Source organism: Waltera acetigignens (assembly GCF_025567015.1).
Taxonomy (GTDB): domain Bacteria; phylum Bacillota; class Clostridia; order Lachnospirales; family Lachnospiraceae; genus Acetatifactor; species Acetatifactor acetigignens.
The window spans coordinates 124,197-151,111 of the sequence record NZ_JAOQJO010000004.1 but is presented as its reverse complement, the minus strand read 5'-3'; the positions used below and the strand labels follow the sequence as shown (position 1 = coordinate 151,111).

23 protein-coding genes are annotated in these 26,915 nt (G+C 38.9%); 22 read left to right on the top strand and 1 reads right to left on the bottom strand.

Going from position 1 to position 26,915, the window contains the following annotated elements; all coding sequences use genetic code 11:
• The first annotated feature begins 18 nt into the window (after window positions 1-18).
• From OCV96_RS06265 to OCV96_RS06165, 21 genes are all read left to right on the top strand, one after another.
• Entirely contained in the window at window positions 19-2,202 is a 2,184-nt protein-coding gene (locus tag OCV96_RS06265) for a glycosyltransferase (protein ID WP_262593857.1), read from the top strand.
• 24 nt (window positions 2,203-2,226) lie between these two features.
• A complete protein-coding gene (locus tag OCV96_RS06260; protein WP_262593856.1) occupies window positions 2,227-3,825 on the top strand; it encodes a glycosyltransferase family 2 protein in 1,599 nt (532 codons plus the stop codon).
• 15 nt (window positions 3,826-3,840) lie between these two features.
• Window positions 3,841-4,665: an N-acetylneuraminate synthase family protein gene (locus OCV96_RS06255; protein WP_262593855.1), complete on the top strand. Its 825-nt coding sequence runs from the start codon at window positions 3,841-3,843 to the stop codon at window positions 4,663-4,665.
• A 12-nt stretch (window positions 4,666-4,677) separates the two neighbouring features.
• Window positions 4,678-5,739, top strand: coding sequence for an SIS domain-containing protein (locus tag OCV96_RS06250; protein ID WP_262593854.1), 1,062 nt, complete (start codon window positions 4,678-4,680; stop codon window positions 5,737-5,739).
• Complete coding sequence (locus OCV96_RS06245; RefSeq protein ID WP_262593851.1) at window positions 5,736-7,499, top strand: thiamine pyrophosphate-binding protein; 1,764 nt, start codon at window positions 5,736-5,738, stop codon at window positions 7,497-7,499. Before OCV96_RS06250 ends, OCV96_RS06245 begins: the two co-directional genes overlap by 4 nt.
• 19 nt (window positions 7,500-7,518) lie before the next feature.
• Window positions 7,519-8,709, top strand: coding sequence for a class I SAM-dependent methyltransferase (locus tag OCV96_RS06240; protein ID WP_262593850.1), 1,191 nt, complete (start codon window positions 7,519-7,521; stop codon window positions 8,707-8,709).
• Window positions 8,710-8,725: 16 nt separating this feature from the next.
• Entirely contained in the window at window positions 8,726-10,003 is a 1,278-nt protein-coding gene (locus OCV96_RS06235; protein WP_262593849.1) for a polysaccharide pyruvyl transferase family protein, read from the top strand.
• A gap of 8 nt (window positions 10,004-10,011) precedes the next feature.
• The gene (locus OCV96_RS06230) at window positions 10,012-11,181 is read left to right on the top strand and encodes a radical SAM family protein (RefSeq protein ID WP_262593847.1); all 1,170 of its coding nucleotides are present in this window, start codon (window positions 10,012-10,014) and stop codon (window positions 11,179-11,181) included.
• Window positions 11,182-11,186: 5 nt separating this feature from the next.
• Window positions 11,187-12,185, top strand: a complete 999-nt coding sequence (locus OCV96_RS06225) for a radical SAM/SPASM domain-containing protein (RefSeq protein ID WP_262593846.1) — start codon at window positions 11,187-11,189, stop codon at window positions 12,183-12,185.
• Between the two features lie 81 nt (window positions 12,186-12,266).
• Complete coding sequence (locus tag OCV96_RS06220) at window positions 12,267-12,983, top strand: alpha/beta hydrolase (RefSeq protein WP_262593845.1); 717 nt, start codon at window positions 12,267-12,269, stop codon at window positions 12,981-12,983.
• Window positions 12,984-13,128: 145 nt separating this feature from the next.
• Window positions 13,129-13,428 carry a hypothetical protein gene (locus tag OCV96_RS06215; protein WP_262593844.1) on the top strand — a complete coding sequence of 100 codons (300 nt, stop codon included), beginning with the start codon at window positions 13,129-13,131 and terminating at the stop codon, window positions 13,426-13,428.
• Window positions 13,421-14,485, top strand: a complete 1,065-nt coding sequence (locus OCV96_RS06210) for a polysaccharide pyruvyl transferase family protein (protein ID WP_262593843.1) — start codon at window positions 13,421-13,423, stop codon at window positions 14,483-14,485. Before OCV96_RS06215 ends, OCV96_RS06210 begins: the two co-directional genes overlap by 8 nt.
• Complete coding sequence (locus tag OCV96_RS06205; RefSeq protein ID WP_262593842.1) at window positions 14,478-14,879, top strand: nucleoside-diphosphate sugar epimerase/dehydratase; 402 nt, start codon at window positions 14,478-14,480, stop codon at window positions 14,877-14,879. The genes OCV96_RS06210 and OCV96_RS06205 overlap by 8 nt, the downstream gene beginning before the upstream one ends.
• Before the next feature lies 1 nt (window position 14,880).
• Window positions 14,881-16,230 (top strand): radical SAM protein, encoded by a 1,350-nt coding sequence (locus OCV96_RS06200; RefSeq protein ID WP_262593841.1) that lies wholly within the window; start codon window positions 14,881-14,883, stop codon window positions 16,228-16,230.
• Window positions 16,217-18,376 (top strand): HAD-IA family hydrolase, encoded by a 2,160-nt coding sequence (locus tag OCV96_RS06195; RefSeq protein WP_262593840.1) that lies wholly within the window; start codon window positions 16,217-16,219, stop codon window positions 18,374-18,376. Before OCV96_RS06200 ends, OCV96_RS06195 begins: the two co-directional genes overlap by 14 nt.
• A 1-nt stretch (window position 18,377) precedes the next feature.
• Entirely contained in the window at window positions 18,378-19,250 is an 873-nt protein-coding gene (locus tag OCV96_RS06190) for an NAD-dependent epimerase/dehydratase family protein (protein WP_262593839.1), read from the top strand.
• Window positions 19,251-19,322: 72 nt separating this feature from the next.
• Window positions 19,323-20,099, top strand: a complete 777-nt coding sequence (gene rfbF / locus OCV96_RS06185; protein ID WP_262593838.1) for a glucose-1-phosphate cytidylyltransferase — start codon at window positions 19,323-19,325, stop codon at window positions 20,097-20,099.
• Between the two features lie 6 nt (window positions 20,100-20,105).
• Entirely contained in the window at window positions 20,106-21,467 is a 1,362-nt protein-coding gene (gene rfbH, locus OCV96_RS06180) for a lipopolysaccharide biosynthesis protein RfbH (RefSeq protein ID WP_330672160.1), read from the top strand.
• A gap of 18 nt (window positions 21,468-21,485) precedes the next feature.
• Complete coding sequence (gene rfbG, locus OCV96_RS06175; protein ID WP_262593837.1) at window positions 21,486-22,589, top strand: CDP-glucose 4,6-dehydratase; 1,104 nt, start codon at window positions 21,486-21,488, stop codon at window positions 22,587-22,589.
• Window positions 22,586-22,978 (top strand): hypothetical protein, encoded by a 393-nt coding sequence (locus OCV96_RS06170; RefSeq protein WP_262593836.1) that lies wholly within the window; start codon window positions 22,586-22,588, stop codon window positions 22,976-22,978. The genes rfbG and OCV96_RS06170 overlap by 4 nt, the downstream gene beginning before the upstream one ends.
• A 98-nt stretch (window positions 22,979-23,076) precedes the next feature.
• Window positions 23,077-24,504: an ATP-binding protein gene (locus tag OCV96_RS06165; protein WP_262593835.1), complete on the top strand. Its 1,428-nt coding sequence runs from the start codon at window positions 23,077-23,079 to the stop codon at window positions 24,502-24,504.
• A 161-nt stretch (window positions 24,505-24,665) separates the two neighbouring features.
• Here OCV96_RS06165 and OCV96_RS06160 read toward each other — a convergent pair whose 3' ends face one another.
• The gene (locus OCV96_RS06160) at window positions 24,666-25,382 is read right to left on the bottom strand and encodes a hypothetical protein (protein ID WP_262593833.1); all 717 of its coding nucleotides are present in this window, start codon (window positions 25,380-25,382) and stop codon (window positions 24,666-24,668) included.
• A 196-nt stretch (window positions 25,383-25,578) separates the two neighbouring features.
• Here OCV96_RS06160 and glnA point away from each other — a divergent pair, with 196 nt between their 5' ends.
• Window positions 25,579-26,913: a type I glutamate--ammonia ligase gene (glnA, locus tag OCV96_RS06155; RefSeq protein WP_262593831.1), complete on the top strand. Its 1,335-nt coding sequence runs from the start codon at window positions 25,579-25,581 to the stop codon at window positions 26,911-26,913.
• Window positions 26,914-26,915: the final 2 nt, after the last annotated feature.

Sequence of the window (26,915 nt, the reverse complement as noted above, 5' to 3'; positions counted from 1 at the left end):
GCGGAAAGGATTCCAGACATGAACAAGGAACATATCTTATTATCTATTTCCATGTTGATCTCAGGAAGAGACGAGATGGAGAAAAGCCTGAACTCACTTCTTTATTTCAAAAATGCATTTCCTACGGAAATCATATTAGTAGATACCGGATGCAATGAAAAGCAACGTGCACTGGCAGAACAATATGCGGATAAAATCATTAACTTCACATGGTGTAATGATTTTGGAGCAGCTAGAAATGCCGGATTAAAGAAAGCGCAAGGTGAATGGTTCATGTATCTGGATGATGACGAGTGGTTTGAAAATCCGCAGGAAATTATAAGTTTTTTTACGACAGGAGAATATCGGAAATATAATTCAGCATCTTATATTGTAAGAAACTATATGGATCCGTATGGAAATAATTATGTGGACTCATATCCTTCCAGAATGGTTAAATTGAATTCTACTATTCATTTTGTGGGAAAAATTCACGAATATTTAGATCCTTTTCTTGAACCAAGAAAAGAATTTAATAATTTTGTACATCATTATGGATATGTGTATAAGAATGAACAGGAACGTATAAAGCATGCATGGAGAAATATTCAACCATTATTGGAAATCCGAAAAGAATATCCCGGAGATCCTAGATGGATTATGCAGTTAGATCAAGAATATTTTTGTATCTGTAATTATGAGAATGTGATTGCGGCGAGTATAGAAGGGCTGAAAGAATGGGAAAAATATAGAAAAAAATTAACATATATGCCCATCCATATTGGAGCGATATATGCGTATCTTTTACTGGCATTTGAAGGATTGGGCAGATATCAAGAGGAAGAGGAATGGTTGAAACGAGCTTCTTCAGAACCCTTAAACGAATTAGATACTATGGAGATATGTATTGCTTTTTACAATATGATGGGAGCAAGAGTATATGGGTGCCTCGATAATGATGATTTGTGTATTGAGTACTATAAAAAATATAAGAGTAATTACAATAAATTAAAGAGTGACAGAACTGCAATGGAATCTAAAACGGCAGGAGCAGTTACAGATGTATTCAGTAATATTTATTTTGCAGAAACATTTATGATGTGTTTGCCCGCATTCATGAAACGAAAAGAATGGAAAATAATTCAAGAGAATATTTTAATAGTAGACTGGAAGCAAATAGAAAGCTTTTCGGATGATATAAAAAATAAAAAAGTATTAGAAACAATGTGTACAACGGAATATCATGGATTATACACGGAGTTAGCAGAGAAAATGCTGGGAGACGGCAATTATTTTCATACTCTATATCCTACAATACAAGCGTTGCAGAAAGAGTATGAATTGGAAGGAAAAAAAGACGAAATACATAACTTATGTCACATTGTAGCAACGTTACCAAGTAAGCATTTTTATATTATTACATCGAAAATTTTATGGAAAAATGCTCAAAAAGAAAGTGGAATAGAAGAATGTTATGAGGAATTATTCCTTAAATATGCAGATAACATATTGGAAATAGAGGATAATATCTGGGACATAGCAGAAGAACGAAAAATAGAAATAGAACTGTTTTTTATGCAAATGGATTACCGTACCTGGCGCAGAGCACTGGAGAGTATGGAACATTGGGGATCCAGTGAAGACTGGGATAAATGGAATTCCAGAATCCAGAAATGGAAAAGTACAGAAGACATTCGATATGATCTCTTTGATATAAAGTATATGGGAAGCAATTTGGCAAAGATAACGAAGAAGACAGAAAGTTTGTCAGAGCTTGAGAATCAGCTTTGGCCGTATGCGGATATGGTATATGAATTCTACCAGCCTTATTACAGGGAAGATGTGTTACAAGAGAATTCCATGGGACTTCCGGATGAACTGCAGTTAGCATTGGAATTGAGAAATTTGCGAGGCTATCGCAAATCCGGACAGGAAAGCAAAGAACTGGAAACCATGAAGAAATGTCTGGGAGTTTATCCGAAGCTGGATAAAACTATGCTTGTCTATGCGAAGATGCTTCGGGATGAAATGAAGCGACAGACGACGGAAGCTGCTGAAGCACAAAAGGAATTGCAGCAGATGGTTATATACATGAAAAATCTTGCGGAAACAAGAATAGAGCGTGAGGAACTTGATGCGGCAAGGGCAATATTGAGTCAGATACAGCAGTTTGCACCTGATGATGAGGAAATTAAGAGGTTATTAGATCAAATAAAGCAATAATTCGATGGGAAGGAAACAATGCCTATGGACACAGAATTGGCTTATAGTATTTTGGAAATCATGCAGACTATGGAAGATGCTGCAAAAGAGATGAAATTGAAATACATAGCCGGAGATATACAAGGTTTTAACAGTCTTAGTATGGATTTATGGGATGGAATATCTGCAGTCAGGGATGTGGCGCGGCAGAATGTGCCGAACGGAAGCAGAATCCGTTTAGAGGATGCATGTACCTGTGCATTGGAATCCTTGAAAGATATTAAACTGCTCGTAATTACTAATCCGGAGAAAGTAGAATGGAAACTGGAGTATGAATTGATGCCGCTGATAGAGAGCGGGGCGATGCAGTTTTATTATTGGGCTATTGTGGGCGGACATCCGGAGAAAGAGGAGGAATACCAGGCTTTTTTGAAGAAGACGGATATTTTTGGGCTTCTTCAAATACCGGTAGAACAGCGGAAATATGAGGTAGATCTTGCAATTACAATCATTGCTTATAATCATCTGGATTATACTATGCAGTGTGTGGCAAGTGTTTTGAATAATTTACCGAAAAATATAAAAACAGAAATTATTCTGTTAAATCATGGTTCTCAGGATGGCACAAAAGAATATTTTGAAAAAATGAAAGAAGTGAAAGTGATAAATGTAGCTGTAAATGGTGCAGCACCGTGTGTAAATTTAAAAGCAATGTCACGTGGTAAATACTTCTTGAATATAAGCAATGATATTGTTATAGGTGATAATGCTATATGGAATTTATACCGTTGTGTAAAAGAACATAGCGATTATGGCTACGTTGTGCCGACTACTCCGGCTGTCAGCAATCTTCAGACAATTGAGGCATGTTATAGTACCCCGGATGAATTAAAGGCTTTTACCAAGAAAAATAATATATATGATGAAAGACGCCACGAGCAAAGAGTTAGATTATGCAATCCGTTATGTATTTATCCAACAGATATAATAATACAATTACTTTTTGAAATGTATGAAGATAGATGCTGCGTGAAAAGTGTAATGTCTTTTCCAGATGACAAAAATTCTCTCTGGATGCGGCGAAACGGATATAAATGTATATTAGCGAAGGATGCTTATTGCCATCATTTCGGCTCTGTAACATTAAAGCATGATTTGGGGAAACAGGAAGAACAGCGACGTTTTTATTTGGAAGGACGTATTGATTTCTTGAATAGATATGGAGTGGATCCATGGGGAACCGGCTTTTGCTATGATTATAACTTGTTTCTGAACTGGAATATTCCCGGAATAGATGGGGCAAATATACTTGGAATCAATTGTGGGTTAGGCAGTAACTCTCTGAAAATAAAGGAAGTCATGAGAGAAAAAGGTGCAATTAATGTTACTTTATATAACGGAACCCAGGAGAAAAGATTTTTAGAAGATTTAAAAGGTGTTTCAGACAAGGTGTTTGTTTTTACAAAGCTAACAGAAATCAAAGATAAAACCGGTCGTGATTATTTTGACTATATCATAATAGATGAAACATTAGAGAATATAGAAGCAAAAGATATAGAACAGCAAGTTCGGAAGGCAAAATTGCAATTTAAAGAACTGGCATATCGAATTTCGGATAATGAGTGGACGGTTATAGAATATTAAACAGGAGGAATTATCATGAGCGTATTTATTACAGCCGAGATCGGAATCAATCATAACGGAGATTTACAGCTTGCCAAGAGGCTGATCGATGCAGCGGTGGTTGCAGGATGTGATGCTGTGAAATTTCAGAAGAGAACAGTGAATAAGGTGTATACACAGGAATATCTGGACAGCCCCAGAAAGAGTCCCTGGGGTGAAACCCAGCGTGCCCAGAAGGAAGGGCTGGAATTCGGCAAGGAAGAGTACGATGAGATTGACAGATACTGTAAGGAGAAGGGGATCGTGTGGTATGCCTCTGCATGGGATGTAGATTCCCAGATTTTCCTGAGACAATATGATCTGAAGTACAATAAAGTGGCATCTGCCATGCTGACCAACGATGAGCTATTACAGGAGATTACCTCCGAAGGAAAATATACATTTATTGCAACGGGCATGAGCACGTTGGATGAAATCGATCATGCAGTAGATATCTTTGAACAGGCAGGATGTCCTTATGAATTGATGCATTGTAACAGCACTTATCCAATGCCGATGGAGGACGCAAATCTGAAACTGATCCGTGTACTGGCAGATATTTATAAATGTAAAGTAGGTTACAGCGGACATGAAGCCGGTACTTTGGTCAGCACCTGTGCTGTGGCAGCCGGAGCAACGTCCATAGAGCGTCACATTACGATGGACAAGACAATGTACGGCTCTGACCAGAAGGCGTCTATCGAACCGTATGAGCTGTGCAAACTTGTTAAGGATATCCGTGACACAGAGAAGATCATGGGGACAGGTAAGAAAGTACTCACGCCTGCGGAAGAAGAAGTCAAGAAAAAGCTCAGAGGATAGGATACAACAATCATGATCAGACTGGTAGTATTTGACATTGACGGAGTCATAACGGATGGCACGGTAATCGTCGATGTAAACGGAACAGAACAAAAAAAGATTAACCTGAAGGATGTGGATGCCATCTTTGAACTTCATAGGGAAGGATTCAGATTGGCCGCTATCACCGGAGAAAAGACAGAGATTGTTCGGTATTTCGAAAACAGATTTCCATGGGATTACTTTTACTGTGGAGCAAAGAAAAAGACGGAAATCCTGCAAGAGATAGAACAGAAAGAACAGATACTGCCGGAAGAAATCTGTTATGTCGGAGATGGCAAGTACGATGTAGAGCCGTTGGAGCATGCGGGTTTGGGAATATGCCCGGCAGATGCGATAGATCGTGCAAAACAGGCAGCAAATATGATCCTGCAAAAGGATGGAGGTCAGGGCTGCCTCTGGGAACTGGTTCATATTTTGCAAAATTATAATTCTGAAGAACGCCCGGTGAACTATTTTTATCAAAGACTGGAAGAACATGAGGACATCTTTAAGAAGATGGCAACAAACGAGCAATTGACAGATACTGTGATGAATGTGGCAGAAGAGATCTGTACCATGTTCGGACGGGAAGGTCAGTTATTCCTGTGTGGAAACGGTGGCAGTGCAGCAGATGCACAGCACATTGCCACGGAGTTTGTCAGCCGTTTCTATAAGGAGCGTCCGGCTATGAATGCTGAGGCATTGACTGTCAATACTTCTACCCTGACTGCTATCGGGAATGACTATAGCTATGAACGTGTATTTGCCAGACAATTAGAGGCGAAAGCAAAACAGGGCGATATGCTGATTGCTATCTCTACCAGCGGAACATCGAAGAATGTGTTAGAAGCACTGCGCTATGCGAAAAAGCAGGGGATCAAAACAGTTCTTTTGATGGGAGATCATGAAGTACCGGAACTTAAGGATATCTGTGACTATGTGGTAAAGGTTCCGTCCAAGATCACACCGCGTATCCAGGAAGCACATATCTTTATAGGACATACCATTGCGGAATATGTAGAACATAAATTATTTGGAGAACAAAAGTTATGATGAAATTATCGGATTATGTATTTCAGTTTTTACAGGAGAAAGGTGTACAGCATGCGTTTATGCTTCCCGGCGGAGGCGCGATGCACCTGGATGATTCGATTGGAAGATCGGGAATACAATATATCTGCACCTTACATGAACAGGCAGCGGCAGTAGCGGCAGAAGCATATGCACAGCATACGAATCGAATCGGAGTCTGCCTGACGACCTCCGGACCGGGAGCTACGAATGCAATCACCGGTGTGACTGCAGGATGGATTGATTCTACACCGATGTTCATCATATCCGGACAGGCAAAGCGTTCTGACCTTATAGGAGAGACCGGAGTCAGACAGATCGGTTCCCAGGAAGTACAGATCATAGATATGGTCAGACCTATTACGAAATACGCAGTCCAGATCATGGATCCTTCTGAAATCCGGTATCATATGGAAAGAGCCTATTATGAAGCTACGAATGGCAGACCGGGCCCCGTATGGTTGTCCATTCCACTGGATGTGCAGGCGACCATGGTAGAACCGGAAAAGTTGGAAGGTTATGTTCCGAAGATGGTGGCAAAGCCGGATCTCGCTGAAACGGTAGCAAAGACGGTCAGTCTTCTGCAACAGGCGAAGAAACCGGTGATTCTGGCAGGAAACGGTATCAAACTGGCAGGAGCAACCGAAGATTTCTATAAATTATTGGAAGTACTTCCGATTCCGGTACTTACAACATGGAAAACCATAGATATGATGGGAGAGGAAGATGAACTTTATGTAGGACATCCCGGAGGTATGGGAGACCGTGGTGCGAATCTGATCTTACAGTCTGCGGATGCACTTTTGTCTATCGGAAGTCGGTTGGACACCAGTTTAACAGCTTTCAATGAGCCTCATTTTGGAATGTCGGCAAAAAAGATCATCATTGATATTGATCAGCATGAACTCGACAGAATGAAGCTGGAACAGGTGGAGGCAATGCAGGCTTGTGATGCGGGAGACTATATACGCAGTCTGTACCATACAGTAGCGACAGACGAGAAGATCAAAGAGCAAAGTGCGGAATGGAAGAAGTGGAATGCCTATGGTCATGAGTTGAGGGCGAAATATCCGTCTGTTACAGCAGAATACAGAAACAGACAGGGAGTAGTCAGTGCTTACTATTTCACAGAACTGATCTGTAGGCATACCACCACAGAAGATGTAATCGTACCGGAGAGCTCCGGAGCGGCAGGAGAGATTACTTATCAGGCTTTTTCTCCCAAACGCGGACAGAAGATGAAGAATGCAGCGGGTCTGGGATCCATGGGATTTGGACTGCCTTATGCTATCGGAGCCTGTCTGGCCAATCAAGGACGCAGAACCATTCTAATCAATGGAGATGGTGCATTCCAGATGAACATTCAGGAACTGGAGACTCTGGTGCGCTTACAGCTCCCGGTGAAAATCTTTATCTGGAATAATCAGGGATATGCAAGTATCCGTTCTATGCAGAACAATAATTTCGGAGGATTCCAGGTGGCAAGCGGAGAGTCCAGCGGCTTAAGCATGCCGGACACGGTAAAGGTAGCCGAAGCCTATGGGCTGAAGACCTTCCGAATCGCAGACAACCGGCAACTGGAACAGCAGATAGAGAACGTACTGAATGAGGAAGGACCGGTGCTGTGTGAACTGATGATCTCACCGGATGAAGCTGTGTCGCCCAGGACCAAGACCATCATACATGAGGATGGAACCATGGAGTCGTATCCTTTGGAGAAGATGTGGCCTTGTGTAGAATAAATTAAATAAGGTAAAAAATATGAAGAAATTGATTAGAAGATGTCCTATTTGTAATAATGAATATGGAGAAGTATATAAAACAATTAAAATGAAACTTCCCCAAGATGTAAGATTACCAGATGAATATGATGTTGTGACGTGTGAAAAATGTGGTTTTGCTTACGCAGATGTGGATGCTACTCAAGATACATATAATACATATTATTCGTGTAATAATATGTATAGTGCAGATGCAAAATTAAAAGAAAAAATAGTGGATACTATAGCGGACGAAAGAGAAGTTTTTTTTGAAAAGAATATTAGTAAAAAAGCTAAAATATTAGATATGGGATGTGGCTCAGGAGCTTTACTGGTTAAATTAAAGAAAAAAGGATTCTATAATTTGTTTGGGATGGATCCATCGCAAGAGTCAATAGATATTATACAGAAGTATGGAATTAGTGCGCAAAGAGGAAATGTATTTGGTGATATTCCGCAAGAATTATTACATAAATTTGATATTGTATGCTTTACAGCGGTTTTAGAACATATATATGAACTCAATAGATGCATAGAGCAATTGAAAGGGTATTTAACGAAGGGAGGAATGATATACTTAAGTGTTCCTTCTGTTGAAGAGTTTGGGAAAAAATATAGACCATTAGCGCATTATTTTAATCATGAACATATTAACTATTTTAGCTCAATTTCTTTGGATAATTTAATGCGACAACATGGATTTACGGTGTATATACAACAACCAAAGGAATATTTTGCTCAAAGACAAAGGCAGGAGCAAGAAATGGATATTTCATCTTTATATCAATATGTTGGGGAGGGAATAAAAGATGAAATAAACAAGGACTATATAGCGAGAAATTCTATTGTAAGTTATTTAGAGCTGGAAAAAGAAAATGAAACGAAAATTTATAATAGGGTTTTGGATTTTATAATGTCTAGTAAACAGAAAATAATCATATGGGGAACGGGTTCATATACTTTGCAGATGATTGCCAATTTTCCCCAATTGAGTGATAAAATATTATTTTTTGTTGATAACAATCCTTTAAAAATTGGAAAAGAAATTGTAGGGAAAAAGGTTGTTACACCTTCTCAAATTGTACAAGTTGGGCAAGATTATCCCATAATGATATGTGCTATCCGGGGGGCAAAAGATATAGAAAAGATGTTACTTGAAATGAATATAGAAAATGAATATATTGTTTTATAAAACGAGGTTTATCGAAATGAAGTATGCAAATATTCGTAGGCTAGGTTATAAAGATGGAATAAATAGAATTGGAATTGGGGATTATATTCAGTTATTGGCTATTGATAATATATATAATGAAATGAACATTCTATCAAAGATAACATATTTGGATTTATGGGATATTAGAAATTACTGTGGAGAAAAAGTGGTTTTGCCGGTGAATCAATTGCTTGGTGGAGAACCATGGTTTGACGAAAAAGGAAATTTTTGTATTTCAGAAAACATTATTCCCATTTTTATAGGGGTTAGCTTGCGAAAGGGATTCTTTAGTTACTCTGAACAAAATATGGAATATTTAAAGAGAAATGAACCCATAGGGTGTCGGGACTATTATACTTTTCAGCAATTAAGAGAACATCATATTAAGGCATATATGGCTGGATGTATTACAATGACGTTGCCTAAGCGTAAATGTGGTGAGTCAAAAGAGCAGAAAGTTTTCTTGGTAGATGCTCCTAAAGGGATGAAAAAGCATATTTTTTCTCAAATTAATTTCGAGTCAGAAATAGTACATCATACATTTGAGGTGGAAAAAAAATATTTTGAAGATGCTGATTATGCCAGGAACATGACAATTGAGATATTCAAAAGATATTGGAAAGAATCATCACTGATTGTCACATCAAGGTTACACTGTGCGGCACCGTGTATTGCTATGGGAATCCCCGTTATTATTGCAAAACAATATTGCGGATATACGTTCGACTGGATACAAAATTTTGTTCCTGTATATACAGAAGTAGATTATTCGCATATCAATTGGGACATACATAGTATAGAAGTAGAAAGTTATAAAGAACTGGCAAAGAATGTTGTAAAAAAAAGAATTAAAGGCGAGAATGCAACAGAAGCAATAGAAAAACTGAATGATTTTTATATGAAAAAGTACGATGAAAATTATAAGCCTGGAGAAATGACAATTGATCATTTTGTAAATGAAATAAATAATAGATACACAGGAAAAGATAAATTTGATTATGCTATCTGGGGGGTATCGGATGTGGCAGAAGAAATATACAAGTACTTGTTGCGCAATTTTCCAAATGCAAGATTGGTAAAAGTGATAGATTCCTTCTCTACTAAGTGCTTTCATAATGTGACATCTGAAAAACCTGATGTGTTGCAGAAAGAAGATTCGTTTGTCACAATTGTGGCAACGATTAATTGCATGGATAGTGGAGCCAAACCATTGTTTAAAAAATTAGGAAAATCAGAACATCAGTACATATATGCGGCAGATTCTTTTATATAGAAGCTTGTATGATTAATAATTATATAATAAGACAGGTAGTAAAAATGATAAAGAAAAATAAGGAAAATCGTGCTATTGTATTATACGGAGCTGGAACACAGAATCTTAGAATGGTGTATCAGCCATTGGTTTCTTCAGGAAACACTGTAGAATATATATGTGATGCCGATGAGCATAAGCAAGGGAAAAAATTTGAAAATGTGAAGATAATTTCCCCGTTAGAGTTAGAACAACTGGCTGAAAAACAATTACTGGAGATCATAATAACAGTTCGGACAGAACAAGTGGTGAGGAAAATAAAATCTTGGTTAGGACATTTACCCAATTCGATTATATATACCTTTAATGAATTTATTGAAGAATGGAAACCAAATTGCAACTTAAGAAGATTCTCTTGTGTGATGTTTCATCTTACAGATCATTGCAATTTGAGTTGTGTTAGGTGCTCTCATTTTTCACCACTGGCTAAAAGTAGTTTTTTTATAGATGTGCATTTATTTGAAAGAGATTGCTGCAGGTTAGCAGAATTGACAGGGGGAGATGTTGATGAAATTCAGCTATCTGGAGGAGAACCATTATTACATCCAGAAGTAGAAAAGTTTCCCTATATTGTACGAAAATATTTTCCTAAAACCAAGATAATTATTATTACGAATGCAACTAGATTAAAATTTATGAAAAATTCTTTTTTTCAAGCCTGTGTAGAAAATAAGGTAGAGGTTTGGATTTCTCAATATCCGATAAATCTGCCCTATGAAGAAATTGAGAAAATGCTTGACAGTAAGGGCATAAACGTTACATATGGAAATTCAGGGAACACGCTAGACAAGCCTAAACAAATGTGGGGGGTCCCTTTGAAAATTCAAGGAGGCTTGAATGGACAGCAGAATTTTGAAGACTGCTTGTGTATGCAATACATACTTAGAGATGGGAGAATGTATCCTTGTGCTAATAGTGCATATATTGATTTGTTCAATGAGTATTTTGACAAAAGATTGCCGGGACCTACATGCAATGGAGTAGATATATTTGGAGTTAAGACATTGGAAGAATTGACCCAAGAACTGTCAAAATCCATTCCTCTGTGTGAATATTGTGATGCTAAACACAGAATGGATGGGATACCGTGGAAAATTTCTGAAAAGAAGATATGTGAATGGGCATTGGATGAAAGGTAAATGTTATGAATCGTGACAGACTAGAATATGCAAATACAAGAAATATATTAAGTGAAGTAGTTCCGTTAGATACTCCGTATGTGCTTTTTTTGGACCCCTGTGGAGCTTGCAATTTTAAATGCAAATTTTGTCCCTGTAATAATAGTGATTATTTGTCACAACAACGTCATGAAGTAATGGATATGGAATTATTTCAAAAGATTTTAGCAGATATTGAAGAATTTCCGCAGCAAATAAAAGTTATTAATTTATATGGATTTGGTGAACCTCTTTTACATCGAAATTATGTAGAAATGGCTAAAGAAATAAAAGACAGGAATTTATGCAGAGAATTAAGATGCACGACAAATGGTTATATGTTGTCTCCTGAATTAAACAGAAAGCTTGTAAGCACAGGTATTGATATGATTCGAATATCGGTGGAAGCCTTAACAAATGAGGATTATGGGGATATTTGTGATGTATCTATGGATTTTAATAAATTTGTTGAGAATATTCGAGATCTTTATGAGGTAAGCCGTGGAACGAATACTAAAGTGTCAGTCAAAATATTGAATGTTGCCTTAAGGGATGAGAAAGATGCGGAACATTTTTATGATATTTTTGAACCTATTTCCGATTATACATATATACAGGACACAACGCAGGCATGGGCAGAGTTTGAGGCGTATGTTCCCAAGGGAAATTATGAAGCAGGAAATATTGGAGACATGATGGATGAAGATAAAATATGCTCATTTTCATTAACGAATATGGCAATACATTCTAACGGAAGTGTCGGTGTGTGTCCACAAGATTGGAAATTTGCTACAGAATATGGTAATGTCAGGAAAACAGCATTGTTGGAATTGTGGAATTCTAAAAAGCTTAGAGGATTTCAAATAGCACATTTATCAGGAAACAGAAGGAAGATACCGTATTGCAGAGATTGTGATGTGTGTGTGTCAAATGATGATGTACGAAAGTACGCAGATAAAATTATTGAGCGTATAAAACATGCTTAGCCAATAGGAGATATAAACGTTGTATGTGATTGAAAGAGATAGAATCTATGGTTTTGAAAATGACACGGAGGCAAAGCTATCATGTTTCTTAAATACTACATTGAGGAGTATAGGATAGTATTGCCGGGAGGAGAATACAGCAAAATACAGGAACGTGAAGCAGAACCGGTAGCTATCAGGTATCAGGGATATGGATTACAATGTTTTGTACTTCAATATTCTGTAGCCCGGAGTGATTGCTACATTAAAGCTTTAAAACAGTTGGGAGAAAGTATTGCATTAATAAGGAAAAACAGCGAGCAATGGGACATTGATCCAGAAAGAATTGTGTTATGCGGGTTTTCAGCGGGAGCACATTTGGCTGCGAGTCTTGGCTGTTATTGGAAGCAGATATCAGAATGGTTGTCGGCGGAAGTTTATCCTAATGCTTTACTACTGGGTTATCCGGTTGTGACGGCAGGAAAGCTCTGCCATAGGGAATCTGTAAATAACTGTCTTTCGCAAAAGTTTGGAGTTAATGAAGATGTGCTTAGTATAGAAAAAAACATAGGTGAAGAGATGCCACCTGTTTTCTTATGGGCTTGTGCGGAAGATAAAGAGGTCTCTGTCCAAAATGCTTTATTGTTGGCAGAAGAATTATCAAAAAAGCGAATTCCATATGACCTTCATGTTTTTTCCGGAGGAGGACATGGATACTCTTTAGGCGATGAATGTAGTGTACGTATAGAGGAACAGATAAATGAACGGTATGCTGGCTGGGTGGCACTATCATTGGACTGGCTTGGAGAGGTTATGTAATGCAGAAGCAGGAAATGTATTTGTCGCCTATTAGACAAAATGACAATATAAATAATAATATTCAGCATTTTTTAGAGACAACAAAAAAAGATATATATATGGTAGTGGTCTTCAGGCGGCAGTATGTTTGGGAATATTTCGAGATATGAAAATTGATATTGCAGGGGTGATTTTGCCACCGGGGGCATCTTTATCAAGATTAAAAGGATACTGGGGAAGACTTTTTAGGAAAATTCCGATAATCTCCGTACAGAAAATGGATGACATAGAAAAACGGCAGGCATATGTGATGATGGCTGTTCCAAGAGAAGAATATGAAGCAGTACAGGGTTATTTAGTTGGCATTGGAGTTACGGATATTATAGAGTGTTGCTGGAAACATAATAGTGATATTATGGATATTTGTTATGATGTATGGAAAAAACAGGAGTACAATAATGAGTAATATATTAATCACTACACTTCACTTTTATAATAATTTTGGATCTGTGTTGCAAGCTTACGCATTAAAAACGATTTTAGAAAAAAAGGGAAACCGTGTTACTATAATGCCGTATAGACCCTGTATTCCACAATATAAATATTTTCAGACGGAAAATCTAAATATAAAGTATGCAGAAAAGATACAGAAATTTGATCTGTTTCGTATAAAATATTTAGAAATAAAAAATGAAACAAAAGCGACAGCAGAAGAATGGCAAGAATATGATGGATATATTGTAGGTAGTGATATTGTATGGGGAAAAGAGTTTTCAAATTTAGATCCGGTTTATTTTTTACAATTTGCCCCGGAAAGTAGCATAAAAATAGCTTATGCTGCAAGTACCATTTTGTCTGAAAATGGGCTGACTGAAAATGATGAATTATTTTCGAAATATTTGCCGACCTTTGATGCAATAGCTGTTAGGGAAAAATCAGCAGTAAAAAAAATGCAAAGTTTTGTTTCAGGTAAAGTGGTAGATGTATTGGATCCTACATTACTTTTAGCAAAGGAAGAATATACTTTGTTAGAAGTAGAGACTCCAGATATGTACAAAAAGCCATATATATTATCTTACTTTTTAACACACGACCCAGCAGTGGTAGATTATACTAATATGATTGCAGAGAAACTGGGACTTCGTGTAATACATTATTTTGCAGATTATCCTGACAGGGTTTTTGACACTGATGCCGGTTGTTTTGCGTTTGCAGGTCCAGGAGAATTTTTGGGGTATATTAAAAATGCCCAATATGTTTTTACAAATTCATTTCATGGGACATGTTTTTCTATGATATATAGAAAGGCATTTAGTACATATACTGCCAAAAGAGCGATGATTTCAAGAGTGAAAGATATGGTAGAAAATCTTGGAATGGAAGCGCAATGTTTTGAAAATTTTCGTGATTTATCCAAGATTTCAATGAAAATAGATTATACACAATTTGAAAAAAAACTGAAGGAAAAACAACTAGAATCGATAGCTTTTTTAGAGGGAGCTTTGAAAAGAGAAAATGTATAATGGTGTTTATACAATAGAACAATATGCGTATATGCATGATACCTTGATGAAATGGTTAAAAAATAAGATAAACGGAAAAAGTCTTGGACAGAGGCTTTTAGAAATGGATATTAGCAAAGTAGCAATATATGGAGCAAATGAATTAGGAAAGATGGTATATAATGACATTAAGGAAAGTGATGTACGGGTAGAATGTTTTGTAGACAAAAATGCCGATAAGTATTCTTCTAGCGCAGAAGAAATCCCGGTTATTAAACCTTCTGAAATATCATTATTAGAGAAAGAAAGTTATGTTCTGATTACTCCAGAATATTATTTTTATGAAATATTGACTGATTTACGAGAGAAAGGAATAACGCAGGAAAGAATCATTTCACTTGCGATGATTGTTTAATATGTATACAATGAAGGAATTTTTACAGAATATAGTGGATAAGAATAAAAACATACTGTGTTTTGGCACGGGCTTAATGGCGAGAGAAGTACTTGAATATGAAGAAATTTGTGCCAGAACACACTACTTGATTGATAATGATGTTTGGAAACAGGGGAAAATTATGGAAATTAATGGAAAAGATTTTCTGGTAATTTCTCCGGAACAGATGATAGAGTTTTTGGATGAGAAAACAGTAATAATTTTGGCATCAGGCTTTTTCAAAGAAATAAAAAGACAACTTCAGAAACTGGGTATAACACAGGATACAGAAATAGTGGAATACCCGATAATGAGAGTAAATTATTTGTCTGACAGTGAGGAATTTTTTGAGCAAAGAATATTGAAAGAATGCTTGAAAGAATATGAAGTTGTGTTGGAACAATATCACATTGAAGGAGAAGAAAGACAGCGCAGGTTACGTGAGAAGGAGAAGTACATAAGAGGGAGCAAGGATGGAAAACGTCCTTTAGTTTTACCAAGAATTATGGTGATGCCTACTACAAGATGTAATATGAGATGTAAGGGATGTTCTTCATTATTACCTTATTTTAAAAATCCTAAAGATGTTTCTATTGAACAGATTCTCAAGGATTTTGAGCTTTTTTTCTCTGGAATTGATGAATGTATGCGAATAACAATAGGAGGAGAACCTTTTCTGTATCCACATTTACAAGAAATAGTGGAATATCTAATAGGACAGAAGAAAGTGTTGGGAATTATGCTAATAACCAACAGTACTATTATGCCGGCACCTCAAGTATTAGAGCTACTCAGGAATCCTAAAGTATTTGTCGAGATTAGTGACTATGGTCATTTAGAAAAAATGAGTCATTTGATTTCGGTGTTGGAGAGTATAGGAGTAAACTTTACTGTCTTAACTGAACAAAAGTGGACAGATATGGGAGGAATACAGTGTCGTAATCGGTCTGAAGAAGAATTAAAATTTCAATATTTAAATTGTGATCAGGGAAAAGTGATAAAAGGTATGCATGATGGAAAGTTTTATACCTGCGCCCGAGGGGCGAGAATGGCAGCATTAGGGGTGTATACTTCAGAACACGATTACTTTGATTTGAAGGAAACAGAAAAGGGCAGTGTGATTCGTGAAAAAATAAAGGCATTGTATTATAGCGAAAAGGCAGATGCATGCAATTATTGTGATTTAGCTACCTTACCAACCAAGGTGATAGAAGCTGGGATCCAAATGAATGGAGGATTTCAAAAATCTGAATATACTATTGTCAAGCGTGAGGAGTATGAGCAGTTAAAAAGGCAAGCTCAGATGAAGGAAACGTATGGAAGATCATAATTATGGAGAGGAACAAAAATTGGTAGTAAACTCTTTTCAACAGGGGTTTACAAATAAAAGAAATCAAAAAATTGTTTTGTATGGAATAGGGAAAAATACAGAAGCAATTTTACGGAAAACAAAAGGTTTTCAATTTTGCGGATTAATGGATCAGAATACAGTAGGGCAGACATTTTTTCAGCAAAAAGTGCTAAGTGAAGAAGAAGTTATAAAATTACATCCGGTTATTGTAATTATTGCAAGAGAGTCTGTTATAAGCATTATTTTTAAACGTATTCAATACCTGTATGTGGAACATGGCATAAACATTTTTAATTATAAGGGAGAAATGTTAGGCAAGGAGCAACAGACATATCAAAATGAAGAATTACCTTACTGGAATGTTTCGGAAAAAGATATATTACGGGTAATTAAAAAGCATGACATAATATCATTTGATATTTTTGATACATTGCTTATGAGAAGAGTTTTACAACCGGAAGATGTTTTTACACTGGTAGAAAAAAAACTAAAGGAAAAAGGAATAGCATGTTCTTTTCGGGAAAAAAGAATAGAAGCAGAAAGATCATTGGTAAACTGTCCTAATTTGGATGAAATATATGATAATCTAGCAGACATATGCGGATGGAATTACGAGGTAAAAGAAGAAGTAAAGGCGATAGAATGCTTGACGGATTATGATGTAATAGTTCCAAGAAAGAAAATGTGTGAAGTTTTTAGATATGCTACTAAGCTTGGGAAGAAAATTTACTTAATATCCGATATGTACTATTCCAAAAAGGATATGAAAAAGATTTTGGAAAAGAACGGGATAACGGGTTATGAAGATGTTTTTATATCATGTGATATAAAGAGGCAGAAAAGTGATGGCACATTGTATAAATGGTTTTTAGCGCACTGTGGTGAAAATGCAAAGGTGTTACATATTGGTGATAACCGACGAGTAGATATAGAAAAGGCAAGGGAATGCGGTTTAGATTCGTTTCATGTGTATAGTTCCTATGAAATACTTATGGCATCGGCTATGCAAGACATATTGGTTGATATAAAAACTATTCGCGAAAAATGTATAGTGGGATTGGTTATTTCTGAAATATATAATAATCCGTTTGTAATGTATGGATCCAGAGGATATTATAATATTCACAAAGGGAAAGACGTAGGGTATAGTTTTATAGGACCATTTATGATGGAATATATACAATGGTTTCAACAGAAAGTAAAGGAAAACCATATTGAACAGGTGCTATTCCCGTCGAGAGATGGATATTTAATACAGAAAATATATAAACAGCAAAAAGAACAGATAGATAATGTATATTTTAGAGTGTCACGTCGTGCAGCTACGGTGGCAGGCATCACTGATTTGCGGGATATACAAAGAGTGGCACAAAGGGCGTATCAGGGGAATTATGGAGACTTTTTGAAAAACCGTTTTGGCATAGCCATGAGAAAAGATGACCTGAGAGCAGAAAATGATGTTAATAAAAGGAAGGATTTGTTAAATCAGATATTGACTGACTACGAAGCAGAGATATTGCAGGAAGCCAGAGAAGAGAGAAAAAGTTATTTTAAGTATCTTGATAAGAAAAAAATAATAAATAGAAAAAAGCAGGTGATATTTGACTTTGTTGCAGGTGGTACTGTGCAGTACAATTTTGGAAAATTATTACAGAAGGATTTAAAGGGGATGTATTTTGCAACGATGAATCTTCCAAATGATATGTATAAACAGGATACTGGCATGATAGATACTGCGTATGGAAATATACAGTCTTATGGAACAAATAATAATTTAGCCAAATATTATCTGTTATTAGAAACTATTCTGGTGGATGGAAAAGCAACTTTTTCACACATAGATGATAAAGGACATGAAATATATGAGACATCTGATAGGGAAGTAAGTAAATATCCCGAAATTAAAAAAGTACAACAGGCAGTAATGTATTATTGTGATTTATGGAAGAAAAGTTTTTATTTGCTAAATAATGAAAAACCGGCGTTACAGTTTGTGGATCAATTGTTGGGGATGTTGTTTACCAGAAGATGTATAGTGGATGATGATGTAAAGAATATATTTTATAATGATGATATTTACGATGGTGTCAGTGTATATTCTTTATGGCCAGACGAAGGGGCGTAAGATGAAACGTATTTTATTAACTGGAGCAAGTGGATTTATAGGTAAAAACATTAAAGAGACATTAAACAGTAAATATGACATATGGAGCCCGTCAAGCCAGGAGCTGGATTTAAAAGATACCGAATGCGTTGAAGCATATTTGAAGCAGCATTCTTTCGATGTAATATTGCATGCAGCAAATTGTAATGATACAAGGAATTCCATATCAGCATACGATGTACTCAATGGAAATCTCAGAATGTTTTTTAACCTAGAGAGATGTTCTCACTATTATGGAAAAATGATTTATTTTGGGTCTGGGGCAGAATATGACAGAAGTAATAACATCCCTAATATGTCAGAGGACTATTTTGATACCAGTGTTCCGAAAGATGCTTACGGACTTTCAAAATATATTATGGCAAAAGCCTGTTTAAATCAGAAGAACATTTATGAATTGTGTTTATTTGGAGTATACGGAAAATATGAGGAATGGGAGAGAAGATTTATCTCTAATGCGATATGTCGTGCATTAAAGGGTATGGATATTACGCTTCATAAAAATGTATACTTTGATTATTTGTGGGTAGATGACCTCATAAAAATTATTTCTTTTTTCATTGAGAAAGATAACTTGAGGTACAAGAGGTACAATGTGTGTAGAGGCGAGAAGGTTGATCTATATTCGCTGGCAGTACAGGTAAAGAAGACTTTGGATAGCGAATGTTCAATATTAGTTGGTGAGCCTGGATGGAAGAGGGAGTATACTGCGGATAACAATAGAATGTTGAACGAAATGAATGGTTTATCTTTTACAAAACTGGAAGTGACGATAGCTGAATTGTGTGAATATTATAAAGAGCATTTATCAGAAATAGTTACTGAAAAATTGTAAAAGAAATTACAGGTTAGATAAACACTGTATTTTAACGTTCTGGGAGAACGAAAGCGTTGCAAGGAGGCACATATGAAGGTAGTATTGTTAGCGGGGGGTATGGGAACCCGCATTTCTGAAGAGACGGGATATCGTCCCAAACCGATGATCGAGATCGGTGGAATGCCTATTCTGTGGCATATCATGAAAGAATATTCCTACTATGGTTTTAATGAATTTATTATATGTGCCGGATATAAGCAACACATTATTAAGGAGTGGTTTGCGGATTATTTTCTGCATACGTCGGATATCACCTTTGACCTGACCAAAGGTAACGACATTATTATTCATGACAGACATACGGAACCCTGGAAGGTTACAGTGGTGGATACCGGGTTGAATACATTGACGGGCGGCCGTCTGAAGCGTGTGCAGAAATACATAGGCAATGAGCCTTTTATGATGACTTATGGTGATGGTGTCTGTGATGTTAATATTGCGGATATCGTGAAATTCCATAAGCAGCATGGGAAAATGGCAACGCTTACCTCGGTGAAAATGGTACAGGAAAAAGGCGTGCTGGATATTGGAATAGATAGTTCTGTAAGAGCATTCCGTGAAAAAAATGCGCATGACGATTCCCCAATTAACGCAGGATATATGGTTCTGGAGCCGGAAGTACTGGATTATATTGAAGGGGACAATACGGCCTTTGAGAGGGATGTATTGGAAAAGTTGGCAGATCAGGGAGAACTGATGTCTTATCAGCATACCGGTTTCTGGCAGTGCATGGACAATCAGTGCGAGAAGAAAATATTGGAAGACTTGTGGAGCAGTGGACAGGCACCATGGAAGGTATGGGAATAGAGCAGGATGAGCGGGACAGGAATTTTTGAAGGAAAAACAGAAGAGCAGGCAAGGGAACAGATTCTGTCGCAGGTACGGGAGTATTGTGATGAATTTCATAAGAAAAAAACGTATAAGGAGGGAGATAGAATCTCTTATGCAGGACGAGTTTATGATGCAGAGGAAATGGTGAATCTGGTGGACTCCGCTCTCGAATTTTGGCTGACCTCCGGCAGATACACGGAACAGTTTGAACGTGGATTGGCGAAATATCTGCAGGTGAAATATTGTTCAGCGGTAAATTCTGGATCCTCGGCGAATCTGTTGGCGTTTATGACGCTGACATCGCCATTGCTGGGGGAGCGCAGGATTTTACCCGGGGACGAAGTGATCACAGTGGCTGCCGGATTTCCAACGACGGTTACGCCGATGTTACAGTATGGGGCAGTACCGGTATTCGTGGATGTAACAATTCCTCAGTACAATATAGACACAGACAGATTGGAAGAAGCTTTTTCTCCGAAGACCAAAGCAGTTATGATTGCACATACCTTAGGCAATCCGTTTGACTTGAAGAAGGTAAAAGACTTCTGTGACCGACATGATCTGTGGCTGGTAGAGGATAATTGTGATGCGCTTGGCAGCCGGTATTGTATGAATGGTGAATGGAGATTTACCGGAACTATTGGTGACATTGGAACTTCCAGCTTTTATCCCCCTCATCACATGACGATGGGAGAAGGTGGTGCTGTTTATACCAATAATGCTTTATTACATAAGATCATTCGTTCCCTTCGTGACTGGGGACGGGACTGTGTATGCTCCTCCGGACGGGATAATATGTGTGGACACCGGTTTGATGGGCAGTATGGAGAACTGCCCATGGGCTACGATCATAAATATGTCTACTCCCATTTTGGTTATAATCTTAAAGTGACGGATATGCAGGCTGCTATAGGATGTGCACAACTACAGAAGCTGCCGGGATTTGTAGAGGCAAGACGTAGAAATTTTGCATATTTATCAGAACGATTACAGTGTGTGAGAGAGTATTTTATATTGCCGGAGGTCTGTGAGAATTCAGAGCCCAGTTGGTTTGGATTCATGATCACCTGTAGAGAAAGTGTGGATAAAAATAAGGTAGTACGGTATCTGGAAGAGAATGGAATCCAGACCCGTATGCTGTTTGCCGGAAACCTGACCAAACAGCCCTGTTTTGATGAAATGCGTAAAACCGGTGTTGGATATCGCATAGTCGGTGAACTTACGAATACGGATCATATTATGGAGAATACGTTTTGGATTGGTGTATATCCGGGTATGACAACAGAGATGTTAAATTATATGGTTGAAAAAATAACGGAGACAGTTTCCATGCCATGTGATTAACGCAAGTGGAAGAGAAGTATGAGAATAGACAGAGATTTTTATAAAAACAGGAAAATTCTTATCACGGGTCATACCGGGTTCAAGGGTACTTGGATGTGCCAGGTATTGTTGGAGCTTGGAGCAGAGGTAACCGGGTATGCGTTGCAGCCACCCACAGATCCCAGCCTGTTTTCCCTTACCGGAATGGCGGAGCAAATGCAATCGATTGAGGGAGACGTTAGGGATCTGGAGCATCTTCTTCGGGTATTTGAGGAGATGCAGCCGGAAATCGTGATTCATATGGCGGCACAGCCAATCGTACGGGAGAGTTATGCGAATCCGGTATATACTTATGATGTGAATGTCATGGGGACGGTGAATGTCCTGGAGTGTGTCCGCAGGACAGCTTCTGTACGATCCTTTGTGAATGTAACGACGGATAAAGTGTATAAAAATCGTGAATGGGAGTGGGGATATCGGGAGAATGAGGAATTGAATGGTTTTGATCCCTATTCTAACAGTAAATCCTGTTCCGAACTGGTTACATACAGTTATCGGAATTCTTTCTTTTCAGATGGGCGTGTGGCAATCTCTACAGCCAGAGCTGGAAATGTGATAGGCGGAGGTGATTTCGCAGCAGACAGAATCGTACCGGATTGTATGCGGGCGGTAATGCGAGAGAAGGAGATCGTACTTCGTAATCCGGCATCTACCAGACCTTATCAGCATGTGCTGGAGCCGGTGATGGCATATTTGCTGATCGCAGAGAAACAATACCGGGATGGAAAATACGCAGGATGCTATAATGTGGGACCGGAGGAAACCTCCTGTCTGACAACAGGAGAACTGGTTGCGATGTTCTGCCGGCAGTGGAAAGAGAGGATGGGCATCGAACCTGTCTGTATGATTGCTGCTCAGGGTGGCCCGCATGAGGCGAATTTCCTGAAACTGGATTGCTCCAGGATCAAGAGCAGATTAGGGTGGAGACCGGTCTGGAATGCAGAGAAGATGATGGAAGCTACAGTAGAGTGGATTGTGGCATATAACAGACAGGAGAATGTTCATGAAGTAATGAAGAAACAGATCTATGAATATTTATCCTATGTTCAGACAGGGACACCAAAGGGAAGAATGGATCTATGATGCAGAAAATACTGATTCTTACATCTCCGAATAATCAATATGCCAAAGACTTACAGAAAAGCCTCTCCCCCCGTTATGACATCCAAAGCCTGGAGATCGCTCATCGAAGAGATTTTCCTCATGAGTTGTTGGGAACAGAGCACTTTGCTCTGATCATTACATTTGATCTGGTCGGTTTCGAGCAGACGACGCTGATGGATGGAATATTATATAATCTGGTCAGCAGTAAGTTTTTGAATTTTATGCTGCGGAAAAATCTTGCAAACGAAAAGTTTCTATCCAGACAGTTAAGTATCTCTATGTTCTTTTATTGCAGAGGTGTTTTTTGCAAGTACAAATTACCTTTAGGTATTTTTATTATACAAGAAACAGTGTGGAATAGAAAATAGAAAAAATGATTGCATAACATAGGAATTCATGCTAAAGTTTATTCAGAAAGATTTTGTTAAAAACAATTTGAATAAAACATTTTTTAACAAAGACGGAGGTGATTCCTATATTTATCGGCAGAGAAAGAGAACTGACATCGTTAAAGGAATTCTATGAAAAAGATGGAATTGGTATGACGGTGATATATGGCCGCAGGCGCATTGGAAAATCTACTCTTATTACGGAATTTGTTAAGGACAAGAAGACTATTTTTTATACAGCCACAAAAGTCGGAAAAAATAGAAATCTGGAACTGTTTTCAAAGCAGGTAGTTGATCTGCTTATGCCGGGGGTGGAGAGTATCAGCTTTCACACTACGGAGGCTGTTTTTGATTTTATAGATAAAAATATCGGAGACGAGAAGCTTGTGCTTGTTATAGATGAGCTGCCATATTGGGCGGAGAGAGATGAGGCACTCTTATCTATCTTGCAGAAATACATGGATACGGTTTGGAAGGATAAGAATCTTAAAGTGATTTTATGCGGCTCTGCGCTCAGCTTTATGGAAAGGAAGGTACTCAGTGAAAAGAGCCCCTTGTTTGGAAGACGTGATTCTCAGATCAAACTGGAAGCATTTAACTATCTGGATGCGGCAAAATTTGTCCCGGAGTATTCTAACGAGGATAAGGCAATATGTTATGGAATTACCGGTGGCGTTGCAAAGTATCTTTCGATGATCGATCCCCGGAAGAGTATTGATGAAAACATCATAAGACTGTTCTTTAGAACGGACGGGTATCTATATGATGAAACGAGGAATCTACTGACCCAGGAATTTTCGGATATAGCGGTTGTAAATAACATTGTTGAGCAGATCGCATCTGGTGAGAATACCCTGAATACAATTGCAGGAAAAATTGGGGAAAAAGAACAGACGATACTATATTCATTAGATAAACTGATAAATGTTGGACTGGTTGAAAAGAAGAAATGTATCACGGAGGAGAAGAACAAAAAGAAGACCCAGTATGTTTTAAAGGATTATATGTTCAAATTCTGGTATGAGTTTATTCCGAAAGCTACCAGTGTAATTGAAATGGGACAGGGAGAGATTTATTATGAAAAGGCAGTGAAGCCGGTACTACATTCTTTCATGGGTTCCGTGTTTGAAGAAATGTGCAGATATTATACGTTAATGAAGGGAATAACAGGCGAGTATGGCTGCTTTATTACTTCTGTAGGCACTTGGTGGGGCGTAGAGAATATTGCGGATAAGAATGGAAATATAAGAGCACAATCTGCGGATATAGATGTTGTTGCCTTGTCTGATATAGACAAGAGGGCTGTTATAGGAGAATGTAAATTCAAAAACGAAAAGATTGATAAGGGTATTTATGAAACTTTAATCAGAAGGGGAAGTCTTATTACCGCTAAATATAAGATTTCAAAATATATTTTCTTTTCCTTATCAGGATATACGGATTGGTTTGAAACATTGTCAGATGAGAACGTATTACTGCTCACACTGGATTCGCTTTATGAATAATTTTCCCTTGCATCTCCTCTGCAAATAGTATAAAATAAACCCAGTGTTGCAAACAAAATATTACAATAAAACGCACAACGGGGTGCATGCCGGGAGGCATGCGCCCTTTTTTGCGTTAAGCGGGAATTTTCGCGTGTCGCGTAAACCGTGCGCCTGGCTCTCTATGCCGCAGGATTGATATCCGCCGTCGGCACCTTTGTCGGCTCCGCTGTTTTCCCATCCGTTTCCGGTGAAGTGGCCGCTGAATTCTCCGGGGAAGCTGCCGGGGTGGAGGTTGCTTCCGGCGTGGCACTGGGCTTTGCTTTTTCCAGTGAAGCCTTAACGGCTTCCAGCAGCACCAGGGAAGTATATCTGGTCTCCGCAGAATACGTCACCTGACTCAGATCCTGCGTCTCGCAGATCTGCTCACTCAGGGAATCCATGGTGGGCTCCAGCAGTGGATACATGGTGGTCAGGGTCTCATCGGGATCTGCCAGGCTTAAAGATGTGATGGCGTGGTCGTTTACGATGACCTCTACATTCACGGTCTCGCTGCCGAGGATCAGCTCCGTGGTGTAGATCCCCGGGATATATGTATTATCAGTACCGACAGGCCCGGAAGCATTATCCAGAACAGCATCGGTATCGGCAACGGCCCCGGTGGAGACATCCTCCGTCTGTGCGGATTGCGGGATGCGTCCGAGATCCGCCACATTGTCCGGCATAACGGTCTCGGCAGTACTGTCAGGGGAATCCGGTGTCCCGGAGGTATCCGCAGCTTTTCCGGGCAGCAATAACATTAACAGTAATATGACGAACAGCACTCCCAGCGCAGCGAAGATTCCGGTATACAGCAGCTCTTTTCTGCGAAGGACAACGATCTTTGTATTTGCACTCATTCTTAAGTCTCCTTGGAATGATGGGATGATCTTTATAAATAGTATGCGGAGGCCGGTACTCATAGTACAGCAAATAAGGAGAACTTCACATTGACAAGACAAAACAGGCATTGCTATAGTTAAGACAAGTATTTTTCACGGATGCGTCCGCCCCGTGGAAAAGGAGCAGACAGGCGGCGCAGAAACGAGGGTAACGATGAATAATTATACCAAGGAAGACATCATCCGTCTTGTGGAAGAAGAGGATGTGGAATTTATCCGTCTGCAGTTCACGGATCTGTTCGGCAATCTGAAAAATATTGCGGTGACAGCCAGCCAGCTGGACCGCGTATTGAGCAATAAATGTATGTTTGACGGTTCGGCTATTGACGGTTTTGCACGGATTGAAGAATCCGACATGTATCTGTATCCGGATCTGTCGACACTGGAGATTTTCCCCTGGAGACCCCAGCAGGGCAAAGTGGCCCGTATGATCTGCGATGTATATCGTCCCAACGGACAGCCTTTCGAGGGAGATCCTCGTTATGTGTTAAAGCGTGCGGTGCAGCAGGCAGAGGACATGGGATATACTTTTGAGGTAGGCCCCGAGTGTGAATTTTTCTTATTTAATACGGACGAAAATACCATGCCTACCACCAACACCCATGAGCAGGCAGGGTATTTCGACATCGGTCCCCTGGATTTCGGCGAAAATGCCCGTCGTGACATTGTCATGAATCTGGAGGATATGGGATTTGTCATCGAGGCTTCCCATCACGAGATGGCTCCGGCCCAGCATGAGATTGATTTCAGATACGATGAGGCATTAAATACCGCAGACAACATCATGACCTTCAAGATGGCCGTACGCACCATTGCGAGACGTCATGGATTGCACGCTACTTTTATGCCGAAGCCCAAGTTCGGTGTCAACGGTTCCGGCATGCACATCAATATGTCCTTGCAGAAGGATGGAAAAAACATTTTCCAGGATGCTTCCGATCCCAATGGTCTGAGCGAAGAGGCTTACTATTTCATCGGCGGTATCATGAGACATATCAAAGGAATGGCAGCCATTACGAATCCGCTGGTGAATTCCTACAAGCGTCTGGTACCCGGTTTCGAGGCACCGGTCTACATTGCATGGAGCACGACGAACCGCAGCCCCTTAATCCGTATTCCGGCTGCTGCAGACGGAGAGGGCACCCGTATCGAGCTGCGTAGTCCCGATTCTGCTGCTAACCCTTATCTGACACTGGCAGTCTGCCTGAGTGCAGGATTAGAGGGCATCCGGGAGAAAATAGAGCCGCCTCAGAGCATCAATGCCAATATTTTTGCCCTGTCAGAAAAAGAGCGTGAGGAATTGCATATCGATCAGCTGCCCGGCACACTTCTGGAGGCAGTGGAGGAACTGGAGAAGGATACTTTCATTCAGAAAGTGCTTGGAGATCATATTGCCGGAAAATACATCGATGCCAAGCGGAAAGAGTGGCATGAGTACCGTTCTCAGGTATCCGAATGGGAGATTCAGGAGTATCTGTATAAGTATTAAAA